Here is a 26,006-nt window from a genome sequence, read left to right on the forward strand (position 1 = left end):
ACTTTTGTACACCAAGGACTGGCCATGGCAAAAATCATCGAAACGTCCACCGGCGCGCTGGCGCTGACCTTTGACGACGTGCTGCTGCAGCCCGGCCATTCCGAGGTCATGCCCGGCGAGACCGACATCCGCACCCGCATCGCCGGAGACATCGATCTCAACGTTCCGATTCTCTCCGCCGCCATGGACACCGTCACCGAGGCGAGGCTCGCCATCGCCATGGCGCAGGCCGGCGGTATTGGCGTCATCCATCGCAATTTCTCGCCGGCCGAGCAGGCCGAGCAGGTGCGGCAGGTGAAGAAATTCGAATCCGGCATGGTGGTGAACCCCGTTACCATCGGTCCCGACGCCACGCTCGCCGACGCGCTGGCGCTGATGCGGACCTACTCGATCTCGGGCATTCCGGTGGTCGAGAACGGCGGCTCGGGCGGTCACACGGTCGGCCGCCTGGTCGGCATCCTGACCAACCGCGACGTGCGTTTCGCCTCCGACCCTGCGCAAAAAGTCTACGAACTGATGACCCGTGAGAACCTGATCACGGTCAAGGAGAATGTCGACCAGGACGAGGCCAAGCGTCTGCTCCATCAGCACCGCATCGAAAAGCTGGTCGTCGTCGACAAAAATGGCAATTGCGTCGGCCTGATCACCGTCAAGGACATCGAGAAGTCGCAGCTCAACCCGCACGCTACCAAGGATGCGCAGGGCCGCCTGCGCGCCGCCGCCGCCACCAGCGTTGGCGATGACGGCTTCGAGCGCGCCGAGCGGCTGATCGATGCCGGCGTCGACCTTTTGGTCATCGACACCGCGCACGGTCATTCGCAGCGCGTTCTCGATGCCGTCACCCGCGCCAAGAAGCTGTCCAACTCGGTGCGCATCCTGGCCGGCAACGTCGCCACTGCAGAAGGCACGCAGGCGCTCATCGATGCCGGCGCCGACGCCGTCAAGGTCGGCATCGGCCCGGGCTCGATCTGCACCACCCGCATCGTCGCCGGCGTCGGCGTGCCACAGCTTTCGGCCATCATGTCGGCGGTCGAGACGGCGCACAAAGCAGGCGTCTCGGTGATTGCCGACGGCGGCATCAAATATTCGGGTGATCTCGCCAAGGCGCTCGCCGCCGGCGCCAGCGCGGCCATGATCGGCTCGCTGCTCGCCGGCACCGACGAGAGCCCGGGCGAGGTCTATCTGCACCAGGGACGTTCCTTCAAGGCCTATCGCGGCATGGGCTCGGTCGGCGCCATGGCCCGGGGCTCCGCCGATCGCTACTTCCAGGCCGAGGTCCGCGACACGCTGAAACTGGTTCCGGAGGGCATTGAAGGGCAGGTTCCCTACAAAGGACCTGTGTCCGGCGTACTGCACCAGCTTGCGGGCGGCCTGAAAGCCGCTATGGGTTATGTCGGCGGTCGCGATCTTGCCGATTTTCGCGACCGCGCCACTTTTGTGCGCATATCCAACGCCGGACTTCGTGAAAGCCACGCCCATGACGTCACGATCACCCGCGAAAGCCCGAACTATCCGGGCGGACTTTGATCATGCCGATCGGGTCGATCAGCGAGATCGCTATGCATTTTGGCGTAATCTGACGGCGAGTGTGCTCAGGTTGTCGCGCCACGCCGCCGCGCTTTGTATCGCGACGGCGGCGGTCTTCGTCGCCATGACGGCGCTGGAATTCCTCTATTTCCGCAATCTGAGCGGCGGGCTGCCGTCGCTCGACATGCGCGTTACCGGCTTCACCCCGGACGAGGGCATGGCCTGGCTGACGGCGCTTGGCCGGCGCGGCGGCGAGATCATTCTGGTCTGGCACTACCTGACCTTCGATCTGCTGTTCCCGGCGTTGCTGTCGCTGACCCTGGTTAGCCTGATTCTGGCAACCGGACGGCAGCTGAGGAATTTCCGGGCAATGATCGCGCCGGTTCAGGCGCTGGTCGCGCTGGTGCTCGTGCTGCCCTACACGCTCGCCGACTACGCGCAGAATTTCGCTGTGGCGCGGCTGTTGTCCGACTTCCAGTCGGCCAATCCCGATTCGCTCGCTTTCGCCTCGGCGCTGACCGTCACCAAATTCGCGCTGCTGGCGATACCCTTCGCCGTCATCGCGGTCTTTTACCTGGCGGGGCAGCGGCGATCCGCTGAGGGCGGGGAGCAATCGTGAACCAGACCGCGATCTTCTGGCCTGTCCTGGCGCATGTGCTGCTTGTCTATATCGTCTATCTCGTGATGGCCCGTCGCCGGTATTTCGCCGTCAAATCCGGCGAGGCCAAGGTCCGTCAGTACAAGGTGCGTTCGACCGAGCCGGCCTCCAGCGTCACCGTCGCCAACAATCTGATCAACCAGTTCGAACTTCCGGTACTGTTCCACGCGCTTTGCCTGGCGCTTTTCGTCACCAACGGCGTCAACTACCTGACGCTGGCGCTGGCCTGGATCTTCATCCTGTCGCGCTATGTCCATGCCTGGGTGCATCTGACCAGCAATCGGGTGATGCTGCGCAGTCGCGCCTTTTTCTTCGGCGCGGTTGTCCTGCTGCTGGCCTGGATGTGGTTCGCGTTTCATTTGCTCGGCGCGGTCTGAGCCGCGCCGGCGCAGTCGCTACAGATCGAACAGCGCGATCTTGCGCTTGTCGAACTTGATGCCGATCTCGCCGCGCACCAGCTTGAGCGCCGCTTCTCCGAACACCGCGCGCCGCCAGCCCTGCAGGGCCGGCACGTCGGCGGCCTCGCCCTCGGCGGCGATGCGGTCGATGTCGTCGCTGGAAGCCAGCACCTTCGACGCCACGCCTTCCTTTTCGGCGACGATGCGCAAAAGCACTTTCAGCAATTCCGACGCGGCATTCGAGCCTTCCGGCGGCTGGAAACTCTTCGGCAGCTTGGGCATCGCTTCCTTCGGCAGCGCCAGCGCGGTGTTGACCGCGCCGAGCAGGGCGGTTGCCGTCGCCGAGCGTTCCCAGCCTTTCGGCGTGGTGCGCAGGCGGCCAAGTCCCGCCGCATCGCGCGGCGCCTGCTGGGCGACCTCGTAGATCGCGTCGTCCTTCAGCACCCGGCCGCGCGGCACGTCGCGTTCGCGCGCCTCGCGCTCGCGCCATGCCGCCACCGCCTGTACGATCGCCAGCTCCTGCGGCTTGCGCAGCCGCATCTTCAGCCGCTTCCAGGCGTCCTCGGGATGCGGATCGTAGGTCTCGCGCGAGGTCAGCACCTCCATTTCCTCGTTCAGCCAATGGGCGCGGTTTTCCCGCACCAGTTCGGCGCTGAGGTGCTGGTAGACCTCGATCAGATGGGTGACGTCGGCCAGCGCGTAGTCGAGCTGCTTGTCGGACAAGGGACGATGGCGCCAGTCGGTGAAGCGAGAGGACTTGTCGAGCCGGGCGCCGGTGATGCGCTGCACCAGCTGGTCGTAGGAGACGCTGTCGCCGAAGCCGCAGACCATCGCCGCCACCTGTGTGTCGAACACCGGATGCGGCACGAGATCGCCGAGATGGACGATGATTTCGATGTCCTGCCGCGCCGCGTGGAAGACCTTGACCACCGCTTCGTTGGCCATCAGCCGGAAGAATGGTTTCAGGTCGATGTCCGGCGACAACGGATCGATCAGCGCCGTCACGCCGGGCGCCGCCATCTGGATCAGGCAGAGAATCGGCCAGAAGGTCGTTTCGCGGATGAATTCGGTGTCGACGGTGACGAAATCCGACTTTTCGAACGCGGCGACAACGTTCTCGAGTTCACTTTGTGTGGTGATGACGTGCATCAAATCGCTTTTGGCAACATATTAGGTCTCTTTCAATTTCAGCCGCGCGGGCTTTCGTCAAGCCGCCGCACGGTCATGTGTCCGTCGATCCGTCGGAATCACCGTTCCGCCGCGCCAGCCGCGCAAACACCGTCGATGTGCGCAACAGTGCGGTAAACCGGCTGCGGTGGCCCGCCGGCACGCCGGAGCGCACCTGCATCCGGTAAAGGATCACGATGATGAGAATGGCGTACACGACAGCCGTGAAAACAAACAGGGCGCCCGGTCCGAAATACTGCATCGCCGTCGAGGCGGCGAACGGGCCGCCGATGGCACCGAAGGAATAGAACAGCATCAGTGCCGCGTTAATCAGCACGAATTCGCCCTTGTCGGCGCGATCGTTGGAATGCGCCGCCGACAGCGAATAGAGCGGCATGGCGAAGCTGCCGAAGATGAAGACGATGACGAAGTTGAGGAACGGGTCGTTGCCGGGAATGAACGCCAGCACCAGCGCCGCGAGCATGGCGCAGCACGTCGTCGCCAGGAGCACCGTGCGCCGGTCCCGGCGGTCGGAGAGGTAGCCCAGCGGATACTGGATGAGGGCCCCGCCGAAGATGCCGACGCTGACGAAGGTGACGACGTCGGCCACCGACATGCCGAGCTGTTCGGCATAGACCGGCGACAGCGTACGGAAGGCGCTGTTGGTGACGCCGACGCAGATGCAGCCGAAGCAACCGAGCGGCGAGATCCGCCAGACGCGCGCGAGGTCGAGCTTGACGTCTTCTGGCGGAGTCGGGTTGGAGCGGTCGCCGAGCGACACCGGCACCAGCGACAGCGTGATCATCATCGACATGATGGCGAAGATGGTGAAGCCGCCGGCGCCGAAGACCGGGATCAGGAATTGCGCTGATGTCACCGAGCCGATATCGACCATGCGGTAGATGGCAAGCACGCGCGCACGGTCCTTGTTGGTGACGCCGGAGTTGAGCCAGGCTTCCATGACGGTGAACAGGCCGGCGAAGCAGAAGCCGCCGGCAAAGCGCACCGCGCACCACATCACCGGGTCGATGACCAGAACCAGCAGCAGCGTGCCGGCCGATGCGGTCGCCGCCAGCGCGGCAAAGGTCCTGACATGGCCGACCGCCTTGAGGATGCGGGTGACGGCCAGGCAGCCGAGCAGGAAACCGGCGAAGTAGAACGTGCCCAGCAGGCCGATGATCGTGGCGGAAAACCCTTCCTGGGCGCCGCGCAGCGCGATCAGCGTGCCCTGCAGCCCATTGCCGCCAAGCAGGATGCCGGCGGCGATGAGAAGCGGGATCAGCGGGCGGATGGAAGACATGAAGGAAGGCAATCACTTTTCGTTGATCCTTCTTGAACCATCGCTACCGCCAATGCCAGCGGCAATTCCCGGTGGCATTGAGCCAACCAGGCGGCCCGACTGGTTCCAACAGTAAGCAGCTTGGCTGTATTCCGTGGTCCTTGCTACACTCCATGGGGCTCGTCAAACGGGGTGGGGACTTTCCATGTCAGGCTATTTCGGCACGGAGCTTCAGCAGCACCTGCAAGCTCAGGCTGAGGCGAGTGTCGACTTCATCAGAACAACCCCAGGCGCGTGTCAGACCGGTCGCACCATGGGGTGCGATGATCCCGATCGGTTTGGGTGGGAGCTGATCGACAAGATACTCAATCGCGACGGCATCTGCGGCTTTCGCATGATACCGGCAAGTAAGGTGGACGAGCTCAAGTCGCGATTGGCCAAGGGCGGCTTCCGCCTCGATACCTGGGACGTGTTTGTGGCCGACCGGCTAGGTGCCCTGGCGGCATCGGAGGCAATTGTCCGCCGCGGATTGCCTGACGGGCTTGTCGATCAAGACAAGCCGTCCGAGCCGGAAGGTGCTTACACGGCCCGCATCCAGGCGCTTATGGCGGCATCGGGCGTAGTCCCATTTTCAGGGTCGCTGCTGGCCGGAACCTTGGGACCGGCGACGACGGTAGTGGTGTGCGACGAGACGGGAACTGTCGCGGCAACCGCGCATGGCTACTTTGCGCACAATTCCTACAGCGCCTATCACCGATATGCATGGGGTGGATTGGTTGCAGTCGCCGAATCGCAGAGGGGCCGAGGGCTCGGCAACTACATCAACGCTCGCATGATCCTTAGTGTGTTTCGCGACCTGCATGCGACGCACATTTATGAGCTCGTCTCAACATCGAACATACCGTCCCGACGAATGGTGGAATCATGCGGACTTCGTCCAGATCCCACTGTCGTGTGTGGGGCTGCCACGCCCAGCGATAGTGCTCGCTTCACCCGCTGACCACCGTGTTGGGGAAGGCGGACGCTGCCTTGATGCCAATCTAGATCGGCAACAAGGCGTCGGGCTTCACATTGGCGATCGAGGCGTAGGTGTGCGTTTCCCGGACCCCGGGCAGCGGCAGGATGACCCGTTGCAGGAAGTCCTGGAACATTGCCATGTCGGCGATGCGCGCCTTGACCAAGTAGTCGAAGCCGCCAGCCACCATGTGGCACTCGATGATCTCGGGCGCCCGCAAGACCGCCTCGGCGAAGCGGTCGAAGACATGCGGCGCCGTATGGTCGAGCCGAACCTCGATGAAGACGAGTTGTGCCTGCCCGATCCTGGCCGGGTCGAGGACGGCCCGCACCGCCCGGATGAAGCCTTCACTGAACAGCCGCTTGATGCGCTGCGAGGCGCCCGTCGGCGACAGCCCGACCCGGCGGGCCAGGTCGAGCGTCGTGCGGCGGCCATCCTCCTGCAACAAACGCAACAGCGAGCGGTCGATACCGTCGAGATTGTCCATTTCAGGATTCACACTTCTTGGCCAAGAATAGCGTGATAGTCACGCTAAAATAGCCAAAACAGCATATTTCATCACGCCGTCAGGTGGCAATACCGTTGGCAGGCAACTCAACCAGCCAAGGCAAGACCCATGACATCAGCTATATCGAACTCCCGCAACGCTCAGGCCAAGGGCGACACGCCAGTGCTCATCTTGAGCGAGGCCGAGGTGAAAACCTGCATCGACCTCCGCCGGCTTCTCGACGTGCTGGCGGACGGCTTCGAGGCGCTGTCTGGCGGCAAGGTCGTCTATCCGGCGCGGCCGCAACTCGACATTCCCCAGGCAGGCTATTCGCTGGCGATGCCGGCCTGGATGGCGGGCATGCATCTGACGGTGAAGATCGTCAACGTGTTCGAGGGCAATATCGCCAAAGGCATCCCCAGCCATCTCGCCACCATCCATCTGTTCGACCCGCAGACGGGATTGCCGGTCTGCGTCATGGACGGCACCTACATCACCGCCGTGCGCACCTCCGGCTCGGCCGTGCTCTCGGTGCGCGAACTGGCCCGGCGCGACGCCAAGGTCGCGACAGTGGTGGGCGCCGGCGTCCAGGCCGGCCAGCACCTGCACCTTTTGCCGCTGGTGCGAGACTTCGCCGAGATCCGCGTTGCCTCGAAGGAGTTCGCGGATGCGCAGGCGCTTGCCACACTACATCCGGGTGTTGTTGCCGTCAGCGATGTCGAGGCCGCGGTGCGCTCGTCGGATGTCGTCTGCCTGGCAACGCATTCCTATGAGCCGGTGATTTCAGCCGAATGGGTGAGACCCGGCACCCACGTCTCGTCGGTCGGCGTCGCGCCACCCGGCGGCGAATTGCCGGTCGAGCTTGTCGGCAAGGCCGGCCTCTTCGTCGAGACAAGCGACGCATTCGCCCCGACGCCTGTCGGCTCCTACGAATTGGCCGGGATCAACCCGGAAACCGGAACCGAACTTGGCGAGATACTGCTCGGGGTGCGGCCGGGACGGGTCAGCGCCGACCAGATCACCGTCTACAAGGCAATGGGCGTTGCCATGGAGGACATGGTGGCGGCCGACCTCGCTTACCGCGAGGCGATTCGCCGGGGAATCGGGGGCGTCGCTTCGCTGTAGGGGTGGCCGCCACGATGCGCCAAATATGGGGAAAGCGGGCCGAGATGGCGATCGACTTGGTGATGGGCGAGCCGTTCACGCCTCACCGGCCTCTGCCAGTATCTTCTTCTGCTTCGGGTCAGGCGCTTCGCCCGCTGGCACTACGGCCTTCTCCGAGGCAGCCCTTCGCCCAAGCGACCCGGCGGTCAGCAGGCTGAGCGCGATCAACGGGATGCCGATGGCAAAGGCAGAGCGGATGCCCCAATGGTCCGAGACGAAGCCAAGCAGCGGCGGGCCGAGCAGGAAGGCGACGAAGGAGATCTGCGACAGCGCTGCGACATTGATGGCCGCGGGGCGATCCGTCCGCTGGGCGGCCGCGGAGATCGCCAGTGGAAACAACGCGCTGCTGCCGATGCCCAGAAGGGCAAAACCCAGCATGGACAGGAACGGGGCAGGCGACAGGAAGACGAGCAGCACGCCCGCCGCCATGCTCGCCAGCAGCACGCGCGCCACGCCGCTCGGCGAGTGGCGGTCGACGAAGCTGTCGGCGAAGAAGCGCGTGGTCGCTTGCGAGAAGGCGAACAGCGCCACGGTGAAGCCGGCGACGAAGGGGCCTGAGTCGAAGACGGTGCGCATGTAGATTGCCGACCAGTCGATGCTGGCACCTTCCAAGAGCATTGCCGACAGCGTCACCGCGACAAGGACGAGGATCGGCAGTGTCGGCCTTGCCAGCCTGGGCGCTTTGTCGCCATTGCCGGCGAAGCGGCTCGGCGCCGGTTCGTAACCGCCGAGAAACAGCGCCATCGATATCACCACGATCGGCACGACAAGAGCCAGGTGCAGTTGCGGCGACATGCCGAGATGGCCGAGCGCCGCGCCGAACAGGCCTGCGCCGAAGAAGCCCATGCTCCAGAACGAATGCGCCCGGTTCATGATCCGGCGTTTCAGCAGGAATTCGGTTCTGTCGGCCTCGACATTGAGCATGATCTCGATGCTGCCGATCATCAGGCCCACCGGAAAAAGCATCAGGAACAGCGCTACAGGCCCCGGCGCATGCACCGCGATGGCATAGGCTGCCGCCACCAATGGGACCAGCACGAGCAGCGCGCGGCGGAAGCCAACCCGCTCCAGAATAGGGGTCGCCAGCGTCAGCGCGGTCAAGGTGCCGATCGGCGTTCCGATCAGGCTGAGGCCGAGCGTGCCGTCCTCGATGCCCATAGCGTGCTTGATGTCCGGCAGCCGCGGAAAGATGTTGCCCATGGCGAACGAATAGATCGCAAATCCGGCATAGACCCGGTGTTGAGGGGCAAGGCTGAGGCCAAAAGTCATCGCGGTGCTTTCAACGAAAGAGAAACCGGCGGTTGGTTTGTCAAACGGCTCGGTACACCCTGCTTCTTGCACAAACATGCAAAACATGCAAGAACGTGCAGAAAGAAACAGGATCATGCGATGCTCACCGATGAACGGCACCAACTCATCCGCGACCGGCTTGCGGCGGAGGGAAGGGTACTGGCCGGCGAACTGGCGAGCCGCTTCGGCGTTTCGGAAGACACGGTCCGCCGCGACCTGAGGGAAATGGCCAAGGCCGGGCAATGCCGCCGCGTCTATGGCGGCGCGGTCGCGGCCGCACCTTTCGCCGCCGCGCCGGTCAGTCTGCGCGGTGGCCATGCGGTCGAGGAGAAGATGCGGCTGGCGCGCGCGGCGGTGGCTCTTCTCTCCAGCGGTCAAAGCCTGTTCATCGACGGCGGCACCACCAATGCCGCGATCGCCAGCGCCATTCCGCGCGATCTCGAACTGACCATCGCCACCAATTCGCTCAGTGTCGCTTCGGCTCTCTCCGATCACGCCTTGGTCGAACTGATCGTGCTCGGCGGCAGGTTCGACCGAGACCTCGGAACCTGCGTCGGCGCCGATACGCTGGCTGCCGTCGCACAGCTTGGCGCCGACCTGTTTTTCCTGGGCTCCTGCGGTCTCGATGCCTCGCGCGGCGTGACCGCTTTCGATTCGGCGGAGGCAGAAGTGAAGCGGGCCATGGCCAGGAACAGCGCCGGCATCGTCATCGCCGTCACCAACGACAAGCTGGCCACGGCGGCGCCCTACCGCGTCGCCGGACCCGAAGCGATCCGCCATCTGGTGGTCGAAAAGACGGCGCCGGCCGCTATCCTCGCGGATTTCGAACACCAGGGCGCTGAAATCCACTTCGCCTGAACAGGCGCGCCGCACCGGAACCGCCCGCTTGCCTTGACAAAGCCGGCCTCTCATGCGCTTTTCGCGCAAATTTCGAGCAGGGCGCACGGCCCGCAACCCAGCATCCGGACTTCACCCATGACAATGCATCGTTACCGCAGCCACACCTGTGCCCAGTTGAGAAAGAGCGACGTCGGCACGCCCGTCCGCCTGTCGGGCTGGGTGCACCGTGTGCGCGACCATGGCGGCCTGCTGTTCATCGACCTGCGCGACCATTACGGCCTGACCCAGATCGTCGCCGATCCGGATTCGCCGGCTTTCAAGATCGCCGAGACCGTGCGCGGCGAGTGGGTGATCCGCGTCGACGGCGAGGTCAAGGCGCGCCTGCCCGAGACAACCAACGCCAATCTGCCGACCGGCGAGATCGAGATTTTCGCGCGCGAGATCGAAGTGCTGTCCGCGGCCAAGGAATTGCCGCTGCCGGTGTTCGGCGAGCCTGACTATCCCGAGGACATCCGCCTCAAATACCGCTTCCTCGACCTGCGCCGCGAGACGCTGCACAAGAACATCGTGGCGCGGACAAAGATCATCGCCGAGATGCGCAAGCGCATGGGCGAGGTCGGTTTCACCGAATTCTCGACGCCGATCCTGACCGCGTCGTCGCCCGAGGGCGCGCGCGACTTCCTGGTGCCGTCGCGCATCCATCCCGGCACTTTCTACGCGCTGCCGCAGGCGCCGCAGCAGTACAAGCAGCTGATCATGGTGTCGGGCTTCGACCGTTATTTCCAGATCGCGCCCTGCTTCCGCGACGAGGATCCGCGCGCCGACCGTCTGCCGGGCGAATTCTACCAGCTCGACCTGGAGATGAGCTTCGTCGAGCAGGACGACGTGCTCTCCACGATGGAGCCCGTGCTGCGCTCCGTCTTCGAGACCTTCGCCAACGGCAAGCCGGTGACGCAGACATTCCAGCGCATTCCCTATGATGTCTCCATGCGCAAATACGGCACCGACAAGCCGGACCTGCGCAACCCGATCGAGATGCAGGCGGTCTCCGACCATTTTCGCGAGTCCGGCTTCAAGGTGTTCGCCAACATCCTCGCCAACGATCCGAAGGCCGAGATCTGGGCCATTCCCGCCAAGACCGGCGGCTCACGCGCTTTCTGCGACCGCATGAATTCCTGGGCGCAAGGCGAGGGCCAGCCGGGGCTGGGCTACATCTTCTGGCGCAAGGAGGGCGAAAAACTCGAAGGCGCCGGACCGCTGGCCAAGAACATCGGCGAGGAACGCACCGAGGCGATCCGCCTGCAGCTCGGCCTTGCCGACGGTGATGCCGCCTTCTTCGTCGCCGGCGACCCGAAGAAATTTGTGTCCTTCGCGGGTGCCGCGCGCACGCGCGCCGGCGAGGAATTGAACCTCGTCGACCGCGAGCGCTTCGAACTGTGCTGGATCGTCGACTTCCCGTTCTTCGAATGGAACGAGGAGGAGAAGAAGATCGACTTCGCCCACAACCCGTTCTCCATGCCGCAAGGCGGCATCGACGCGCTCAACGGCGGGGATCTGCTCGGCATCAAGGCGTTCCAGTACGACATGGTCTGCAACGGCTTCGAGATCGCCTCGGGCGGCATCCGCAACCATCTGCCGGAAACCATGGTCAAGGCCTTCGAGACGGTCGGGCTCGACCGTGCGACGGTCGAGGAGCGTTTCGGCGGCCTCTACCGTGCCTTCCAGTACGGCGCGCCGCCGCATGGCGGCATGGCTGCCGGCATCGATCGCGTCGTCATGCTTCTGGTCGGGGCCAAGAACCTGCGCGAAGTCACCATGTTCCCGATGAACCAGCAGGCCTACGACCTCCTGATGAACGCGCCCTCCGAAGCTAGCCCGCAGCAGCTCCGCGAACTGGCGCTGCGCGTTGCGGCCACCAAGAAGGACGCCTGATCCCGTTTTCGGCCAGCACTTTAAAGAACGGCCGGAACTGGTTCTTTCGATTCGACAATCCAACAAAAAAGCCCGGCATCGCTGCCGGGCTTTTTCATCTCGTGAGACGGTCTCGATCAGTCTTCGTTCGCCTTGACCTTGACGCCCAGCGTCTTCGGCAACTCGAGCGGGTTGGACATGGCGCCCGCCATGATCAGCGCGAACGGCACCGAGGCCGGCGGCTCGGCCGAAATCTCGAGGCTCTTCGGGTCGTCCAGATACTTGCTTACCGCGGCCGTCACTTCGGCCGTCAGCTCCGGATTGTTGAGCTGCGCCATGCCGAACGGCACGATCGCCTTGGCCTGGTTGGCGATGTCCTTGGCCGACATACCCTGCTGCTTGCCGACATACTCCAGCACCTTGCCGGTCAGCGAGTCGTCGTCGAAGCGGATCGAGGCGCCGTTGAAGGAGAGCTGCTGCATCAGGCCGAGCATGGCCATACCTTGCGCCGAATTGTCGGCGCCTTCGGGCTGCGCCGCCATCTTCTTCTGCATCTCCTGCACCGACTTGACGAAATCGAGTGTGTAGCCGCCGAGGTCGAAGGTCATGCCGAACTTGCCGGCATTGTCGACCGCGATGTCGTATTGCGACAGTTCCATCTTGCCGTCCGAAGGCTGCCAGGTGCCGGCCACGTCGATATTGCCGGTGATGTTCTGGTAGCCGAGCGCGTCGATGACCTCCTTCGACTTCGGATCCTCGACGAGGGTCAGGTCGGCATTGAACTTTTCCGTCGTGCCGGTGAATTCCATCGCCTTGCCGTCGGCAGGCGGCGTGATCTCGATGGCGAGGCCGTCCATCGAGAAGGCGGTCTTGTCGGCGACCTTGACCGTCATGTTGGCGAGTTCGGCCGATTTGTACATCAGCATCGAGCCCGTCGGTCCGGTGGCACCATCGGCCGGAACCGTCATGTCACGGATGACGAAGGGGCTGAGATCGAGCGTGATGCCGTCCTGGGTGCGCTGGAACGCCGAGGTCGACACGGTCGCGATGTCAAAACCGCCATTGGCCTCGGTCACGCCCTCGAGCTTGACGTCGCCGATCGGCAGCGCCTCCTTCTCGGCCGCCGGTTTCACCGACACGCCCTGCAGGACCATGCTGGTGGCGTCGCCGGTCACTCCGGTCCAGGAAATGTCGACGCCCTGAGCGGCAAGCGTCGCCTTGAGCCGGTCAGCGACGGCAGTGTCCTGCGCGAAAGCGGCATTCAGCGGCAGCGTCAGCAAAAAGGTCGAAAAAGCGAGTTTGCGGAATGAGTGTTGGATTGTCATTGCAAGTCCCCTGAGATGTCCTGAAAAATTGGCTTCATCGGTTACGCCATCACCATTCTGAGACGAACTGGACGGGATAAAGGCGTTGCCGGTCAGAATGGTCGAAAATCACGGCGAAAGGCAAACCCGATCCTCGGTCTTTGCGTGGTGCGGTGAATTTGTCATGAAGATCGGATTTCCATGCGTCATCACGTCATGCCTTAGACAGGGCTTGTAACAGATTGATGTTGGCCGGCGCCGGCACCGCTTCCGATGCTGTTGCACATAGACGTGGCCGCGCCGGCAATTCCGTGAAGCCCATCACACCCTGTGGTGGATTTTGAGGTGCCGCCGCCGCCCGGACTTCGCCCTTAATTACCGCGCCAAGGCCTTACGGAGTACGGATTCCCACACCCGCGTCTTGCCGCGAATCACCCGCTCGGCTAGTGCAGCGCCATGGGAAAAAGGCTTTTGCCGCCTCAAGATGGCGGCGGCGACAATATCGAACCGGTCGATCTGAAGAAGGCGCTGGAAGAGCGCTACCTCGCCTATGCGCTCTCGACCATCATGCACCGGGCGCTGCCGGACGTGCGCGACGGGCTGAAACCCGTGCACCGCCGCATCATGCATGCCATGCGGCTGCTCAGGCTCAATCCCGACCAGGGTTTCGCCAAATGCGCCCGCATCGTCGGCGAGGTGATGGGCAAGTTCCACCCGCATGGCGACCAGTCGATCTACGACGCGCTGGTGCGCCTGGCGCAGGATTTCTCGATGCGCTACCCGCTGGTCGACGGGCAGGGCAATTTCGGCAATATCGACGGCGATAACGCAGCCGCCATGCGTTACACCGAAGCGCGCATGACCGATGTGGCGACCGAGCTGCTCGCCGGCATCACCGAGGACGCGGTCGACTACCGGCCAACCTACAATGAGGAGGACGAGGAGCCGGTCGTGCTGCCCGGTGCCTTCCCGAACCTGCTGGCCAACGGTTCGTCGGGCATTGCCGTGGGCATGGCGACCTCGATCCCGCCGCACAACGCCGCCGAGCTTTGCGATGCGGCACTGCACCTGATCGAGCATCCGGACGCGCCGGTGACGGCGCTGATGGAATTCGTCCAGGGGCCCGATTTCCCGACCGGCGGCATCATCGTCGACAGCCGCGCCTCGATCCTCGAAGCCTATGAAACCGGCCGCGGCGGTTTTCGCGTACGGGCGAAATGGAGCCAGGAGGACCAGGGCAGGGGCACCTGGAGCATCGTCGTCACAGAGATTCCCTATGGCGTCCAGAAGGCCCGGCTGATCGAAAAGATCGCCGAACTGCTGATGGCGCGCAAATTGCCGCTTCTGGAAGACATCCGCGACGAGAGCGCCGAGGACATCCGCGTCGTGCTGGTGCCGAAGAGCCGTTCGGTCGATCCGGGCATCCTGATGGAATCGCTGTTCAAGCTGACCGAGCTCGAAAGCCGCTTCCCGCTCAACATGAACGTGCTGTCGCGCGGCAAGGTGCCGAACGTGCTGTCGCTGAGGGGCGTGCTCAAGGAGTGGCTGGAGCATCGCCGCGACGTGCTCATTCGCCGCTCGAAGCATCGGCTTGGCGAGATCGAAAGGCGGCTGGAAATCCTCGCCGGCTATTTGATCGCCTATCTCAACATCGACGAGGTGATCAGGATCATCCGCGAGGAGGATGAGCCCAAGCAGGTGATGATGGCCCGCTGGTCGCTCACCGACACCCAGGCCGAAGCCATCCTCAACATGCGTCTGCGGGCCTTGCGCAAGCTCGAAGAGATCGAGATCCGCAAGGAGTTCGACGGCCTCACCGCCGAGAAGAAGCAGATCGAAGCACTGCTTGCGTCCAACGCCAAGCAATGGGCGACGATCAAGTGGGAAGTCACCAGCATTCGCGACAAGTTCGGACCGGAGACCGAACTCGGCAAACGCCGGACCCAGTTCGCCGATGCGCCCGAGCATGACCTGACCGACATCGCGCATGCCATGATCGAGCGCGAGCCGGTCACCGTGGTCGTCTCGGAAAAGGGCTGGCTGCGGGCGATGAAGGGTCATCTGAGCGATCACTCGACGCTCACCTTCAAGGAGGGCGACAGCCTCAAGCTCGCCTTCCATGCCCAGACCACGGACAAGATCCTGGTCTTCACCACCGGCGGCAAGTTCTACACGATCGGCGCCGACCGGCTGCCGGGCGGGCGCGGCCATGGCGAACCGATCCGCATCATTGTCGACATGGACAACGACCAGGACATCGTCACCGCCTTCATCCACGACCCCAAGCGCAAGCTGCTTCTGGTGTCCTACGACGCCAACGGCTTTGTCGTGCCGGAGGAGGAGGTCGTCGCCAACACCCGCAAGGGCAAGCAGGTGATGAACGTCAAGGCACCGGACGAAGCCAAGCGGTGCCTGCCGGTCACCGGCGACCACCTCGCCATCGTCGGCGAGAACCGCAAGATGCTGGTCTTCCCACTGGCCGAGATCCCGGAGATGGGCCGCGGCAAGGGCGTTCGCCTGCAGAAATACAAGGACGGCGGCGTACTCGACCTCAAGACGTTCACCCTCGAAAGCGGCCTGTCCTGGCAGGATTCGGCCGACCGCACCTTCATCAAGTCGCGCGAGGAACTGGTGGAGTGGATCGGCGCCCGGGCGTCGACCGGACGGATGGTGCCGAAGGGTTTTCCGAGGACGGGCAAGTTCGGGTAAATTGCTGATCTCCCCCCTTGTGGGGGAGATGGCCGGCAGGCCAGAGGGGGGCGCTGTCCCGCCAACCTCTCGGTTCGGTGCCGACCAGCCTTCGTTCGTTTTCATCAGGACAGATTTAGCTTGAAAGGTAGCGATCCTTCGCGCCCCCCTCTGTCCTGCCGGACATCTCCCCCTCGTGGGCCCACAAGGGGGGGAGATTAGCCAAACATTTGGACTATCGTCACGTTTGCTGCACTATGATCGTGCATAAGCAGTAGGATGGGCAGGGAGAGGCACAGGGTTTGAAGCGGACCGAGATCCAGAAACCGGAGCGGCAGCAGCGCCTGTTCGGCCTGTCGGCGCCGCTGAGATCCGCCGTCATCCCGCCGCTGTCGGCGGCGCGCTGGCTTTTGGTGCTGATCGTCGCCGCAGGCGTCTACTTCTTCCACGGTTTCCTGTTTCCGGTGCTGGCAGCACTGGTCATCGCCTTCGCCAGCTGGCCGCTCTATCGCCGGCTGCTTGCCGCCGTCGGCGGCAACCGCACCATCGCCGCGACTTTCGCGATCCTGTTCATCCTGACCTTCCTCGTGGTGCCGATCGCGCTCGCCGGCACCTATGCCATCAACGAGGTCCGCGAATGGGTTGCCTGGGCGATCGAGACCAACCGGCACGGTGCGGTGACGCCGCACTGGATCGCCACCATGCCCATCGTCGGCGAGTGGCTGAACGAGCAATGGACGACAAATTTTGGCCATCCCGGCGGCATCGGCGAACTGATCCAGCTGGTCAGCGGCGCCAACATCGGCAGCATCTATCGCGGCGTGCTGGCGGCCGGCGGCAGTGCCTTCGGCCTGTTGCTGACGCTGCTGTTCATGATGATCGCGCTGTTCTTCGCCTATCGCGATGGCGAGCATTTCGCCGGCCAGGTCGACCGCCTCGGCGAGCGCATCCTGCCGATGAGATGGGAGCGGATTTCGCGGGTTGTACCGGCGACCATCTCCTCGACCGTGACCGGCATGACCATCATCGCGATCGGCGAGGGGTTGGTGCTGGGCATCGCCTACTGGCTGGCCGGCGTGCCTTCGCCGGTGACGCTGGGCGCCTTGACCGGTGTCATGGCACTGATCCCAGGCGGCGCACCGCTGTCCTTCACGCTTGTCTCGATCTATCTCGCCGCCAGCGGCTCGCCGGTGGCGGGGTTCGCGCTGTTCATCTGGGGCGCGGTCGAACTCTTCATCGTCGACAAGACGCTGCGCCCGAAGCTGGTCGGCGGGCCGATCAAGCTACCCTTCCTGCCGACCTTTTTCGGCCTGATCGGCGGCGTCAAGACGATGGGCTTCCTCGGCCTGTTCATCGGCCCGGTGCTGATGGCGTTGCTGGTCGCGATCTGGCGCGAATGGCTGCGCGAGGTCGAGCTGATGGACGAGGCCGCTCCTGCGGCACCTGAGGAACTGGAAGATCGTCCTCCGCAGATCGAGATCGCCGCCGAGCACGGCGTGCCGAAAAAGAGTCAAGCCGGGTGACTGACGGCGAGCGCGGCACGGCGCTTGCGTCCTTCATGCAGCTGCCACAGTGAGTGGGCGACCAGCGCGACGATCAGGATGACGCCGCCGATCAGGCTGTCGCGCGACGGTGTTTCGGCAAAGATCATCCACACCCAGACCGGCGCCAGCACGGTCTCCAGCAGATAGAACATCGCCACCTCCGGTCCGGAAATGTATTTCGGTCCGTTGGCAAGGCAGAAGAACGATATCGGCATGATCACGGCGCCGTTGAAGACGATCCACCATGGCGCGTTGACGTGAAAGCCTTCGCCCGAGACCATGAACGCGGCAACCGCCAGCGGCAGGACGACGCCGACCAGCGAGGTGAAGCCCATGTCCTTGCCGCTGGCGCTTGAGATGGTGATGGCTAGAGCGACGAAGAAGGCCGAGCAGAGCGCCATGAAATCGCCGAACAGGTGCCCGGTGCCGACCGACCCGCCGACGATGATCAGCACGCCCAGGATCATGACCAGCATCGTCGCGAGCGTCACCAGTCGCGGCCGCTCCCGGAGGAACAGCCAGGACAAGAGCGCCGCGAACACGGTGCTGAAGGCTAGGATGAAGACGAGATTGGCGGTCGAGGTGTGGAAGACGGCGGTGATGAAGGTGATGCCGGTCAGGCCATAGCATATGGCGACTGCCAAGCCTGACCAGCCTGGGATGAGCTGTGGCGCGTTCCTGCTCAGCCTGCGCCAGACAGCCCAGACCACGAGTGCGGCGATCAAGGTCGTGGCGTTGCGCAACATCATGATGGTCCATGGGCTGCCGTCGGCGAGCCGGATCAGCGGGATGTCGATGGTAAGCGTCAGTCCGCCGATGGCGGTGATGAGGAGACCCTTCTGATGATCGTGGTGGGTTGACATGCCCGATCTCGCAATGAATGGGGAGGCAGGCCGCAATAGCGGCCTGTCGCCTGTCTTCCAGCCACACGGCCGGAAGACCAGCTTCCTCTTCCTTGAAACAGTTTAGGGACGAATGGCGGAAGGAAAAGTCAGCGCGAAACCGCTTCGTGGTCGTAGCGTTCCCAGCCCTTCGGGCCGAGATGCTCCTGCGGCATGAAGCGCATCTTGTAATTCATCTTGCGCGAGCCGTTGACCCAGTAGCCGAGATAGACGTGAGGCAGACCCATTGCCCTGGCACGGGCGATATGATCGAGGATCATGAAGGTGCCGAGCGAGCGGTCCTCGAATTCGGGATTGAAGTAGGAATAGACCATCGACAGGCCGTCGGCCATCTTGTCGGTGAGCGCCACGGCGATCAGCTCGCCCTGGCCCTTTCCGGTGATGAAGGTGTCGGGGCCGCGCCGCCGGTATTCGATGATCTTGGTGTCGACATGCGTGTCCTCGACCATCATGGCGTAATCGAGCACCGTCATGTCGGACATGCCGCCGCGGCGGTGCCGGGCATCGAGATAGGTGCGGAACAGCGAATACTGCTCGGTGGAGGGCTGCGCGTCGTGCATGGCGCCGATAAGGTCGGAATTGTGCTGGATCACCCGCTTCATGTTGCGGCTGGCGGTGAATTCTTGCGCTAGGATGCGCACCGAAACACAGGCGCGGCAGGTTTCGCAGGCCGGCCTGTAGGCGATGTTCTGCGAGCGCCGGAACCCGCCTTGCGTCAGCAGATCGTTCATCTCCGGCGCCTTGTCGCCGACCAGGTGCGTGAACACCTTGCGCTCGAACTGGCCCTCGAGATACGGGCACGGCGACGGCGCGGTCAGGAAGAACTGCGGCGACTGGGTCGGGTGCTGCGTCATCGAGTCTAGAAAACACTCCTGCGAATCGCCTTACCTTTGGCCCGGTCGGCGAAAAATTCAACAGGATTGTGAAGCAGCGGTCGACCGAAGGCCGTCATATTTGCGCATAAGCGCCCGCGCAGCCCCTCGAAATGCTGTTTCAACGATCCCTGCGGCTGACCACGGTGCCGAGCAGCAGGTCGTGCAGCGTGCGCTTGCGGTCGGAAAACAGCGTCACCAGAAGAACCAGCGGTGTCAGGATGACGTTGGCGGCCCAGAACAGCACCGAATGCACCACGGCGGTCAGCCCGTCGATGCGGGTGCCGTCGAGGCGATCGAGCCGGATGCCCATCATCTTCATGCCGGTCGTGGCCTGATCGCGGCTGCCCAGCGTGTTCCAGATGTAGAGAATGGCGACCGCCGGCACGAGGACGGAAAACAGCATCCAGCCAAGGCCGAACGTCAGCAGCCCAAGCAGGAGCACCAGGATCGCGAACGGGATGGTGAGCAGCGCGACAATGCAATAGTCGATGATGAAGGCCAGGATGCGCCGGGTGCGCACGCCGTCATAGGCCCTGACATCGTCGAGCCTGCTGGTGATGATTTCGCCGTCGAGAACGCGCGCGTTCATGTCATATCCTCGTAACCTGGCCCACAATAGGGTGCGGGCGCACTGCTGATGAAATGGTGAAGGCCTGCTGCGGAATCAAGATCGGTGCCTTTCGCCCGGCATATGTGATCAGGCTACGCCAACGCCTTTCGAATCGGTTGAATTTGCCGCGCGGATGGCATTAGCTTGCTGCGGCGCAACAAAGCGCAGGGGTAGAGACGAGGGACGGGGCAATATGGATTACGACATGCTGGTCATCGGCAGCGGCCCTTCCGGGCGCCGTGCTGCCGTGCAGTCGGCCAAGCTCGGCAAATCGGTGCTGGTGGTCGACAGGGGCACGCGCCTCGGCGGCGTCTCCGTGCACACCGGCACCATCCCGTCGAAGACGCTGCGCGAGACCGTGCTCAACCTGTCCGGCTGGCGCGAGCGCGGCTTCTACGGCCGCGGCTACCGGGTCAAGCAGGACATTTCCATCGGCGATCTGGTCGAGCGCCTGCACAAGACACTCGACCACGAGGTCGAGGTGCTGCAGCACCAGTTCATGCGCAACGCCGTCAAAAGCGTGCGCGCCACGGCGAAATTCGTCGGCCCCAACAAGGTCAGCCTGACGAGCGACAATGGCGACCACAGCGAGGTCGGCTTCGCCAATGCGCTGATCGCGGTCGGCACCAGGCCGCACCGGCCGCGCGACGTGCCCTTCGACAAGACCCGTATCTTCGACAGTGACGAAATGCTTGAACTCGGCCGGTTGCCGCGCACGCTGACGGTGATCGGCGCCGGCGTCATCGGTGTCGAATATGCGACGATCTTTTCGGCGCTCGATGTGCCGGTGACGCTGGTCGAGCCGCGCAACACCATCCTCGATTTCATCGACCGCGAAATCGTCGACGATTTCATCCACCAGATGCGCGACCGTGGCATGACCATCCGTCTGGGCAGCACGGTCAAGGAGATCGCCTCGAAGCCGGACTATGCCGAAGTGACGCTGGCCGACGGCCGCACCATCCGCTCCGAGATCGTGCTTTATGCCGCCGGCCGCAGCGGCAATCTCGGCAGCCTCGGTCTGGATGCAGTTGGTATCGAGGCCGACTCCAGGGGCCGCATCAAGGTCGATTCCCAGACCTTCCAGACCAGCGCGCCCAACATCTATGCCACCGGCGACGTCATCGGTTTCCCGAGCCTGGCTTCGACCTCGATGGAGCAGGGCAGGGTCGCCGCCTGCCATGCCTTCGGCGTAACCCTGCCACCGCCGCCGGAAACTTTTCCCTACGGCATCTATGCCGTGCCGGAAATCTCCACGGTCGGCCAGTCGGAGGAGCAGGTGCGCGAAAGCGGCGCCGCCTACGAGGTCGGCGTGGCGCGTTTTCGCGAGACATCGCGCGGCCACATCATGGGCGTCAACACCGGCTTCCTGAAACTTCTGTTCTCGGTCGAAACACGCCGGCTGCTCGGCGCCCACATTGTCGGCGAAGGCGCCACCGAACTGATCCATATCGGCCAGGCGGTGATCAATCTCGGCGGCACCGTCGACTTCTTCGTCAACAACACCTTCAACTATCCGACGCTGGCCGAGGCCTACAAGATCGCCGGGCTCGACGCCTGGAACAGGATGGGGCAGGGGTAAGCGCTATTCCAGGAAAAGTGCGTAGCGGTTTCCGTCCGCGTAAAAAGTACGCCCGCTTCCGGCCTGCACCCGCTGCCCTGCGGTGGCCGGGGGCCTACGTCCAGGGCCGCATATCAAGCCCGAGCCGCGCCTGTTCGCCTTGGGCGAAGGCTTTGGCATCTGCCCGGGAATGGAAGCCCTTGACGCTTACCACGCCGTCTTCGATGACCCGCACATAATGCCTATTTCCAAGTTCCTCGATCTCGACCGAAGTCTTCCATGGTTGCGTGTTCATCAAATCGCCCCGCTTCTGGTCGCCTGAAACGTCATCACCGGGGAAAATGTTCCAATCCGCCCGCTGCCGCAAGGTGGCGGGCCTCTACGCTTTTGATCTAGCTCGGCAAGCCGCCGCGAGACATGGTCGACTAGCTGCCCCTTGGACTTGCTGTAGGTTTGTATCTGCGATCGTCCGCATCCACATCTTTCAGCCGGCTTACTGTTTCCAGTGGCTCGCTGCGGCGTTATGTGAGTTGATGGGTCGTGACTGGCGCGACGGGAGATCGACATGCTGGGCTGGTTCCGCAGGCTTCTGCCGCGCGAAGATGGTTTCTTCGACATGTTCGAACGGCACTCCCGCACGGTGGTCGGCGGGGCCGAGGCGCTGCAACAGCTCCTCCTGGGCAAGGACATCGATCACTGGAGCCAGAGGATCATCGATCTTGAGGACGAGGCCGATCACATCACCGCCGAAGTGCTGCTGGCCGTGCGGCGCTCCTTCATCACGCCTTTCGATCGCGGCGACATCAAGGACCTGATCCAGTCGATGGATGATGCCATCGACACGATGCACAAGACCGTGAAGACCGTGAGGTTGTTCGAGCAGAAGGAATTCGATCCGCTGATGCAGGAAATGGGCGGTGTCATCGTCGACGCCGCCAAACTGGTCGCCGAGGCGATCCCGTTGCTCCACAAGGTCGGTGCCCATAGCGTGCGCCTCAACGCCATCGCCGAAGAGGTCATGCGCGCCGAAGGCCGGGCCGACGATCTGCACGAGCAGGGCCTGAAGGACCTCTTCAAGCGGCATGGCCGGAGCGATCCGATGGCCTATCTGGTCGGCAGCGAGATCTATGGCCAGCTCGAGAAGGTGGTCGACCGTTTCGAGGACGTCGCCAACGAGATCAGCGGCATCGTCATCGAGAACGTATAGTGGAAGTCACCGTCGCCTTTCCCGTTCTGGTCGGCCTCGTTGCCGTGGCGCTGTTCTTCGATTTCCTGAACGGCCTGCATGACGCCGCCAATTCGATCGCCACCATCGTCTCGACGCGCGTGCTGCGGCCGCATTATGCGGTGTTGTGGGCGGCCTTCTTCAACTTCATCGCCTTCCTATTCTTCGGTCTTCATGTCGCAGAGACAGTGGGCAAGGGCATCGTCGACGCCAGCATCGTCACGCCGGCGGTGATCTTCGCAGCCCTTGTCGGCGCCATTGTCTGGAACATCGTCACCTGGATCGCCGGCATTCCTTCGAGCAGCTCGCATGCGCTGATCGGCGGGCTGGTCGGCGCCGGCGTTGCAAAGGCTGGGGTCGGCGCCATCGTCTGGACGGGCCTTGGCAAGACGGTCGCCGCAATCGTCTTATCGCCGGCAACCGGGTTTCTGCTGGCGCTGGTGTTGATCCTGGTCGTTTCGTGGCTGTTCGTGCGCCAGACGCCCTTCGCTGTCGACAACACATTCCGCGTAATGCAGTTCCTTTCCGCCTCGCTCTATTCGCTCGGGCACGGCGGCAATGACGCGCAGAAGACCATGGGCATCATCGCCGTGCTGCTCTATTCGCAAGGCATGCTCGGCGAGACATTCCACGTGCCGCTCTGGGTCGTCCTCACCTGCCAGTCGGCGCTGGCGCTGGGCACCTTGTTTGGCGGCTGGCGTATCGTCCACACCATGGGCTCGAAGATCACCCGGCTGAACCCGATGCAGGGCTTCTGCGCCGAGACCGGCGGCGCCATCACCCTGTTCGCCGCCACCTGGCTTGGCATTCCCGTATCGACCACGCATACGATCACCGGCGCCATCATCGGCGTCGGCGCCGCCCGCCGTGTCTCGGCCGTCCGCTGGGGCATCGCAGGCAACATCGTCATTGCCTGGATCGTCACCTTGCCGGCAACTGCGGCCATTTCGGCCCTCACCTATTTTGTCACGCGCCTAGGCGGCTGACGCGGAACGGGCGCCGAAATCTGAATATGGGCGATGAAACGTCACAGAGATCTGACGCAAGTCTTTGGCCCTGAGGTGCCAGCCAACCCCTATCGGGCTTTTGCCAGATTTCTGCTAGGCAAGGGTTTCACGACGCGGGCCTCTTTGAGGGTCTTAAGCGCTTCTTCTTTGGTGAGGCCGAACTTGCGAGCAAAGTAGGCCGCTTCGATCGCCATTTCGCGATCTGCCAAGGATTCGGTTCTCTGCTTTGCCTTCTTGCCCACGATGCGAATCATAGCACATTCCGCTAGATAGCTCCAATCAAGTCATTAATTGGCTAACGAAAAGTCCGCCGCGCTAGAGGGACCGTACAGCGGGCTTTCAATGGGAGCGGCTACAACAGTATCTCGATACATAGTGTGTGACACACACACATGTCCGTGTTGTGGACGATGGAAGGGCATGCCGCTTGCGGCTGTGAAATGCGTTACTTGACCTGTCAGGCGTCGGAAGCTGCCAGCCATTGCCTGACGATTGCGGCGTCCGGGTCGCCGAATTCATGGCCGGAGGGGACAATCCGCGCGTCGATCTCGGCGCCATGCCGGCTGAGCAGCGTGACCAGCGCCGGCGCGAAGGGCGCGTAGGTGACGTCGGCTGCGCCGGCGATGATCAGCGCCTTCGTGCCGGTCAGGTCGGTCGCAGGCACCTCATCCAGGACCGGCATCGGCCTGAGCAATGCTGCCCGCTCGACAAGCCCGGGATGCAGCAGCATCAGGCTCGAAACCAGATTGGCGCCATTTGAATAGCCGAGGAAAGTCGCCCGCGCGAGATCGAACGTGTGGCGCTTCGCCGCCTCTGCCACGAACGCGGCGAAGGCGGCCGTTTCGGTCAGTATGCTCTCCTGCTCGAAGCGGGTCGGGGTGATCCGCTCGAACCAGCGGAAACCGTCCTCCTGGGCGATGCGGCCACGCGCTGCGACAAGGGTGGCCCTGGGTGCGATCTGCCTCGCCAAGGGCATCAATGTCGTCTCGTCGACGCCGGAACCATGCAGCACGAACAGGCATTCGCCGCTTGCGTCTGCTGGCCTGAAGAGGCGGTAGGAGAAGGCCAGATCGCGGTGCAGGAAGCCGTTCTCGTCGGTATATTCAGGCATGCTTATATCCTATTGATTCCATGGCCGTTTTGTTGGTTTGCCGGCTTCAAAACGGAATATTTTCTTGCTCCGCGAAAGTTGATTGAACCGGGCGCATTTCAGTCCGTTTCTTCGCGGATATGCTCCTGCGGGAGGAATCGAAGCGATGCGCCGGGCGGCCGCATTGCTGGTGTGAACAACGAGAGCATCCTCTGCTCTCCCTTTGAGGCCTTTTGTCGATGACCACCCAGATTTCGCCGGATCGCAGTGTGCGTATCCCGGATCGCGACATGCGTATCCCGGAGCGCGACACGCGCATCGATGTGTTTCGCGCTCTCGCGCTGCTCACCATTTTCATCGACCATGTGCCCGGCACCGTCTTTGAAACCCTGACCTACAAGAATCTCGGCTTTTCGGATGCGGCGGAAGCCTTCGTGCTGATTTCCGGCATGTCCGTGGCTCTTGCCTATGGCGGCAAATTCCAGCCGGGAGGCCGGCTGCTGGCGACGCTCAAGATGTGGCGCCGGGCCGGTGTCCTCTATACCGCCCATATCGTCACGACGATGGTGGTGATGGCCATGTTCTGCGCGGCGGCGGTGTTTGCCAAGCGCCCGGATCTGCTGAAGCTGATCAACATCGAGCCGCTGATGAAGAATACGCCGGAAGTGCTTGTCGGCATCGTCACGCTCGGCCATCAACTCGGCTACAACAACATCCTGCCGGTCTATGCGGTGCTGCTGTTGCTGGCGCCGCTGTTCCTGCTCTTCGTCAGCTACCGGCCCCTGGCGGCGCTCGCCGTGTCCGGAGCGCTGTGGCTGCTTGCAGGCATCTACCAGATCGCCCCGCCCAACTATCCCGAGCCCGGCTTTTGGTTCCTCAATCCGCTGTCCTGGCAGTTCCTGTTCAATATCGGCCTGGCGGCCATGCTGCATGTCAGGCGCGGCGGCACAATTCCGGTCAATCACTGGCTGGTCGGCGTTGCCGCAACCTATGTCGCCGGGGCGCTCATCTGGGTGCACAGCCCGCTTTGGGGGCACGTGTCGTGGCTGGACCTGCCGGTGGTGCTGAGCGGTTTCGACAAGACGTTCCTGTCGCTGCCGCGGCTGCTGCACATCCTTGCGGTCAGCTACCTGATCGTGGCCATTCCGGCCGTCTCGAATCTTTTCCGCACCGCGCCCGACAATCCGCTGGCCATACTCGGCAAACGGTCGCTGCCGGTCTTTATCGCCGGCACGGTGATCGCCATGGTGGCGCAGGTGATGAAGCTGATCAATCCTGGCGGCCTTGCCTACGACACGCTGCTGATCGCGGCCGGCATCGCCATGCAATTCGCGCTCGCCTTCTATCTCGAATGGCTTTCGGGCATCGGCTCGTCCGGCAAGAAGTCGGCTCGCAGCGAGACAGCACCCGCACGCACCGCCTTCGGCGCCCAGCCGGCAACGGCAGTCAATCGTTGAATACGTT

At 63.3% G+C, this 26,006-nt stretch carries 24 protein-coding genes; 13 read left to right on the plus strand and 11 right to left on the minus strand.

Annotated features, from left to right (window positions below; translation table 11 throughout):
- The first annotated feature begins 24 nt into the window (after window positions 1-24).
- From guaB to A6B35_RS16970, 3 genes are all read left to right on the plus strand, one after another.
- Window positions 25-1,527 (plus strand): IMP dehydrogenase, encoded by a 1,503-nt coding sequence (gene guaB, locus A6B35_RS16960; RefSeq protein ID WP_006205950.1) that lies wholly within the window; start codon window positions 25-27, stop codon window positions 1,525-1,527.
- A 70-nt stretch (window positions 1,528-1,597) separates the two neighbouring features.
- On the plus strand, window positions 1,598-2,146 hold the full coding sequence (locus A6B35_RS16965) for a hypothetical protein (RefSeq protein WP_006205951.1): 549 nt from the start codon (window positions 1,598-1,600) through the stop codon (window positions 2,144-2,146).
- Window positions 2,143-2,562: an MAPEG family protein gene (locus tag A6B35_RS16970; RefSeq protein ID WP_006205952.1), complete on the plus strand. Its 420-nt coding sequence runs from the start codon at window positions 2,143-2,145 to the stop codon at window positions 2,560-2,562. The genes A6B35_RS16965 and A6B35_RS16970 overlap by 4 nt, the downstream gene beginning before the upstream one ends.
- Window positions 2,563-2,580: 18 nt before the next feature.
- Here the strand turns inward: A6B35_RS16970 and rnd are convergent, their stop codons facing one another.
- Both rnd and A6B35_RS16980 read right to left on the minus strand, forming a co-directional pair.
- Window positions 2,581-3,732 carry a ribonuclease D gene (gene rnd, locus A6B35_RS16975; protein WP_006205953.1) on the minus strand — a complete coding sequence of 384 codons (1,152 nt, stop codon included), beginning with the start codon at window positions 3,730-3,732 and terminating at the stop codon, window positions 2,581-2,583.
- A gap of 73 nt (window positions 3,733-3,805) precedes the next feature.
- Window positions 3,806-5,050, minus strand: coding sequence for an MFS transporter (locus tag A6B35_RS16980; RefSeq protein ID WP_006205954.1), 1,245 nt, complete (start codon window positions 5,048-5,050; stop codon window positions 3,806-3,808).
- Window positions 5,051-5,234: 184 nt separating this feature from the next.
- Between A6B35_RS16980 and A6B35_RS16985 the strand changes: the two genes are divergently transcribed.
- Window positions 5,235-6,029, plus strand: a complete 795-nt coding sequence (locus A6B35_RS16985; protein ID WP_006205955.1) for a GNAT family N-acetyltransferase — start codon at window positions 5,235-5,237, stop codon at window positions 6,027-6,029.
- Between the two features lie 40 nt (window positions 6,030-6,069).
- Here A6B35_RS16985 and A6B35_RS16990 read toward each other — a convergent pair whose 3' ends face one another.
- On the minus strand, window positions 6,070-6,531 hold the full coding sequence (locus A6B35_RS16990) for an Lrp/AsnC family transcriptional regulator (protein ID WP_006205956.1): 462 nt from the start codon (window positions 6,529-6,531) through the stop codon (window positions 6,070-6,072).
- 129 nt (window positions 6,532-6,660) lie between these two features.
- Here A6B35_RS16990 and A6B35_RS16995 point away from each other — a divergent pair, with 129 nt between their 5' ends.
- Window positions 6,661-7,656, plus strand: a complete 996-nt coding sequence (locus A6B35_RS16995; RefSeq protein ID WP_050900885.1) for an ornithine cyclodeaminase family protein — start codon at window positions 6,661-6,663, stop codon at window positions 7,654-7,656.
- Between the two features lie 75 nt (window positions 7,657-7,731).
- On the opposite strand, the gene A6B35_RS17000 is transcribed toward A6B35_RS16995, so the two are convergent.
- On the minus strand, window positions 7,732-8,964 hold the full coding sequence (locus tag A6B35_RS17000; protein ID WP_006205958.1) for an MFS transporter: 1,233 nt from the start codon (window positions 8,962-8,964) through the stop codon (window positions 7,732-7,734).
- Between the two features lie 120 nt (window positions 8,965-9,084).
- On the opposite strand from A6B35_RS17000, the gene A6B35_RS17005 reads away from it, so the two are divergent.
- Complete coding sequence (locus tag A6B35_RS17005) at window positions 9,085-9,843, plus strand: DeoR/GlpR family DNA-binding transcription regulator (RefSeq protein ID WP_006205959.1); 759 nt, start codon at window positions 9,085-9,087, stop codon at window positions 9,841-9,843.
- Between the two features lie 123 nt (window positions 9,844-9,966).
- Entirely contained in the window at window positions 9,967-11,757 is a 1,791-nt protein-coding gene (aspS, locus tag A6B35_RS17010; protein WP_006205960.1) for an aspartate--tRNA ligase, read from the plus strand.
- Window positions 11,758-11,873: 116 nt separating this feature from the next.
- Here the strand turns inward: aspS and A6B35_RS17015 are convergent, their stop codons facing one another.
- The gene (locus A6B35_RS17015) at window positions 11,874-13,061 is read right to left on the minus strand and encodes a hypothetical protein (RefSeq protein WP_006205961.1); all 1,188 of its coding nucleotides are present in this window, start codon (window positions 13,059-13,061) and stop codon (window positions 11,874-11,876) included.
- Window positions 13,062-13,496: 435 nt separating this feature from the next.
- Between A6B35_RS17015 and parC the strand changes: the two genes are divergently transcribed.
- Window positions 13,497-15,749 (plus strand): DNA topoisomerase IV subunit A, encoded by a 2,253-nt coding sequence (parC, locus tag A6B35_RS17020; RefSeq protein ID WP_065518225.1) that lies wholly within the window; start codon window positions 13,497-13,499, stop codon window positions 15,747-15,749.
- A gap of 281 nt (window positions 15,750-16,030) precedes the next feature.
- The gene (locus A6B35_RS17025) at window positions 16,031-17,251 is read left to right on the plus strand and encodes an AI-2E family transporter (protein WP_006201943.1); all 1,221 of its coding nucleotides are present in this window, start codon (window positions 16,031-16,033) and stop codon (window positions 17,249-17,251) included.
- Here the strand turns inward: A6B35_RS17025 and A6B35_RS17030 are convergent.
- The 3 genes from A6B35_RS17030 to A6B35_RS17040 form a co-directional block, all read right to left on the minus strand.
- On the minus strand, window positions 17,239-18,135 hold the full coding sequence (locus tag A6B35_RS17030) for a DMT family transporter (protein WP_006201942.1): 897 nt from the start codon (window positions 18,133-18,135) through the stop codon (window positions 17,239-17,241). The genes A6B35_RS17025 and A6B35_RS17030 overlap by 13 nt on opposite strands.
- Window positions 18,136-18,263: 128 nt before the next feature.
- Window positions 18,264-19,028: an arginyltransferase gene (locus tag A6B35_RS17035; protein WP_006201941.1), complete on the minus strand. Its 765-nt coding sequence runs from the start codon at window positions 19,026-19,028 to the stop codon at window positions 18,264-18,266.
- Between the two features lie 139 nt (window positions 19,029-19,167).
- Window positions 19,168-19,638: an RDD family protein gene (locus A6B35_RS17040; RefSeq protein WP_006201940.1), complete on the minus strand. Its 471-nt coding sequence runs from the start codon at window positions 19,636-19,638 to the stop codon at window positions 19,168-19,170.
- Window positions 19,639-19,852: 214 nt separating this feature from the next.
- On the opposite strand from A6B35_RS17040, the gene sthA reads away from it, so the two are divergent.
- Window positions 19,853-21,241, plus strand: coding sequence for a Si-specific NAD(P)(+) transhydrogenase (sthA, locus tag A6B35_RS17045; protein ID WP_006201939.1), 1,389 nt, complete (start codon window positions 19,853-19,855; stop codon window positions 21,239-21,241).
- A gap of 94 nt (window positions 21,242-21,335) precedes the next feature.
- Here sthA and A6B35_RS17050 read toward each other — a convergent pair whose 3' ends face one another.
- Window positions 21,336-21,515: a hypothetical protein gene (locus A6B35_RS17050; RefSeq protein ID WP_040582684.1), complete on the minus strand. Its 180-nt coding sequence runs from the start codon at window positions 21,513-21,515 to the stop codon at window positions 21,336-21,338.
- A 270-nt stretch (window positions 21,516-21,785) separates the two neighbouring features.
- On the opposite strand from A6B35_RS17050, the gene A6B35_RS17055 reads away from it, so the two are divergent.
- A complete protein-coding gene (locus A6B35_RS17055; RefSeq protein WP_006201937.1) occupies window positions 21,786-22,427 on the plus strand; it encodes a DUF47 domain-containing protein in 642 nt (213 codons plus the stop codon).
- Window positions 22,427-23,431, plus strand: a complete 1,005-nt coding sequence (locus tag A6B35_RS17060) for an inorganic phosphate transporter (RefSeq protein WP_006201936.1) — start codon at window positions 22,427-22,429, stop codon at window positions 23,429-23,431. Before A6B35_RS17055 ends, A6B35_RS17060 begins: the two co-directional genes overlap by 1 nt.
- An 89-nt stretch (window positions 23,432-23,520) precedes the next feature.
- On the opposite strand, the gene A6B35_RS17065 is transcribed toward A6B35_RS17060, so the two are convergent.
- Entirely contained in the window at window positions 23,521-23,706 is a 186-nt protein-coding gene (locus A6B35_RS17065) for a hypothetical protein (protein ID WP_006201935.1), read from the minus strand.
- A gap of 203 nt (window positions 23,707-23,909) precedes the next feature.
- On the minus strand, window positions 23,910-24,563 hold the full coding sequence (locus tag A6B35_RS17070) for an alpha/beta hydrolase (RefSeq protein WP_006201934.1): 654 nt from the start codon (window positions 24,561-24,563) through the stop codon (window positions 23,910-23,912).
- A gap of 218 nt (window positions 24,564-24,781) precedes the next feature.
- Between A6B35_RS17070 and A6B35_RS17075 the strand changes: the two genes are divergently transcribed.
- Window positions 24,782-25,999 carry an OpgC family protein gene (locus A6B35_RS17075; RefSeq protein ID WP_006201933.1) on the plus strand — a complete coding sequence of 406 codons (1,218 nt, stop codon included), beginning with the start codon at window positions 24,782-24,784 and terminating at the stop codon, window positions 25,997-25,999.
- Window positions 26,000-26,006: the final 7 nt, after the last annotated feature.

The sequence above is a fragment of the Mesorhizobium amorphae CCNWGS0123 genome, assembly GCF_001686985.1.
GTDB lineage: Bacteria > Pseudomonadota > Alphaproteobacteria > Rhizobiales > Rhizobiaceae > Mesorhizobium > Mesorhizobium amorphae.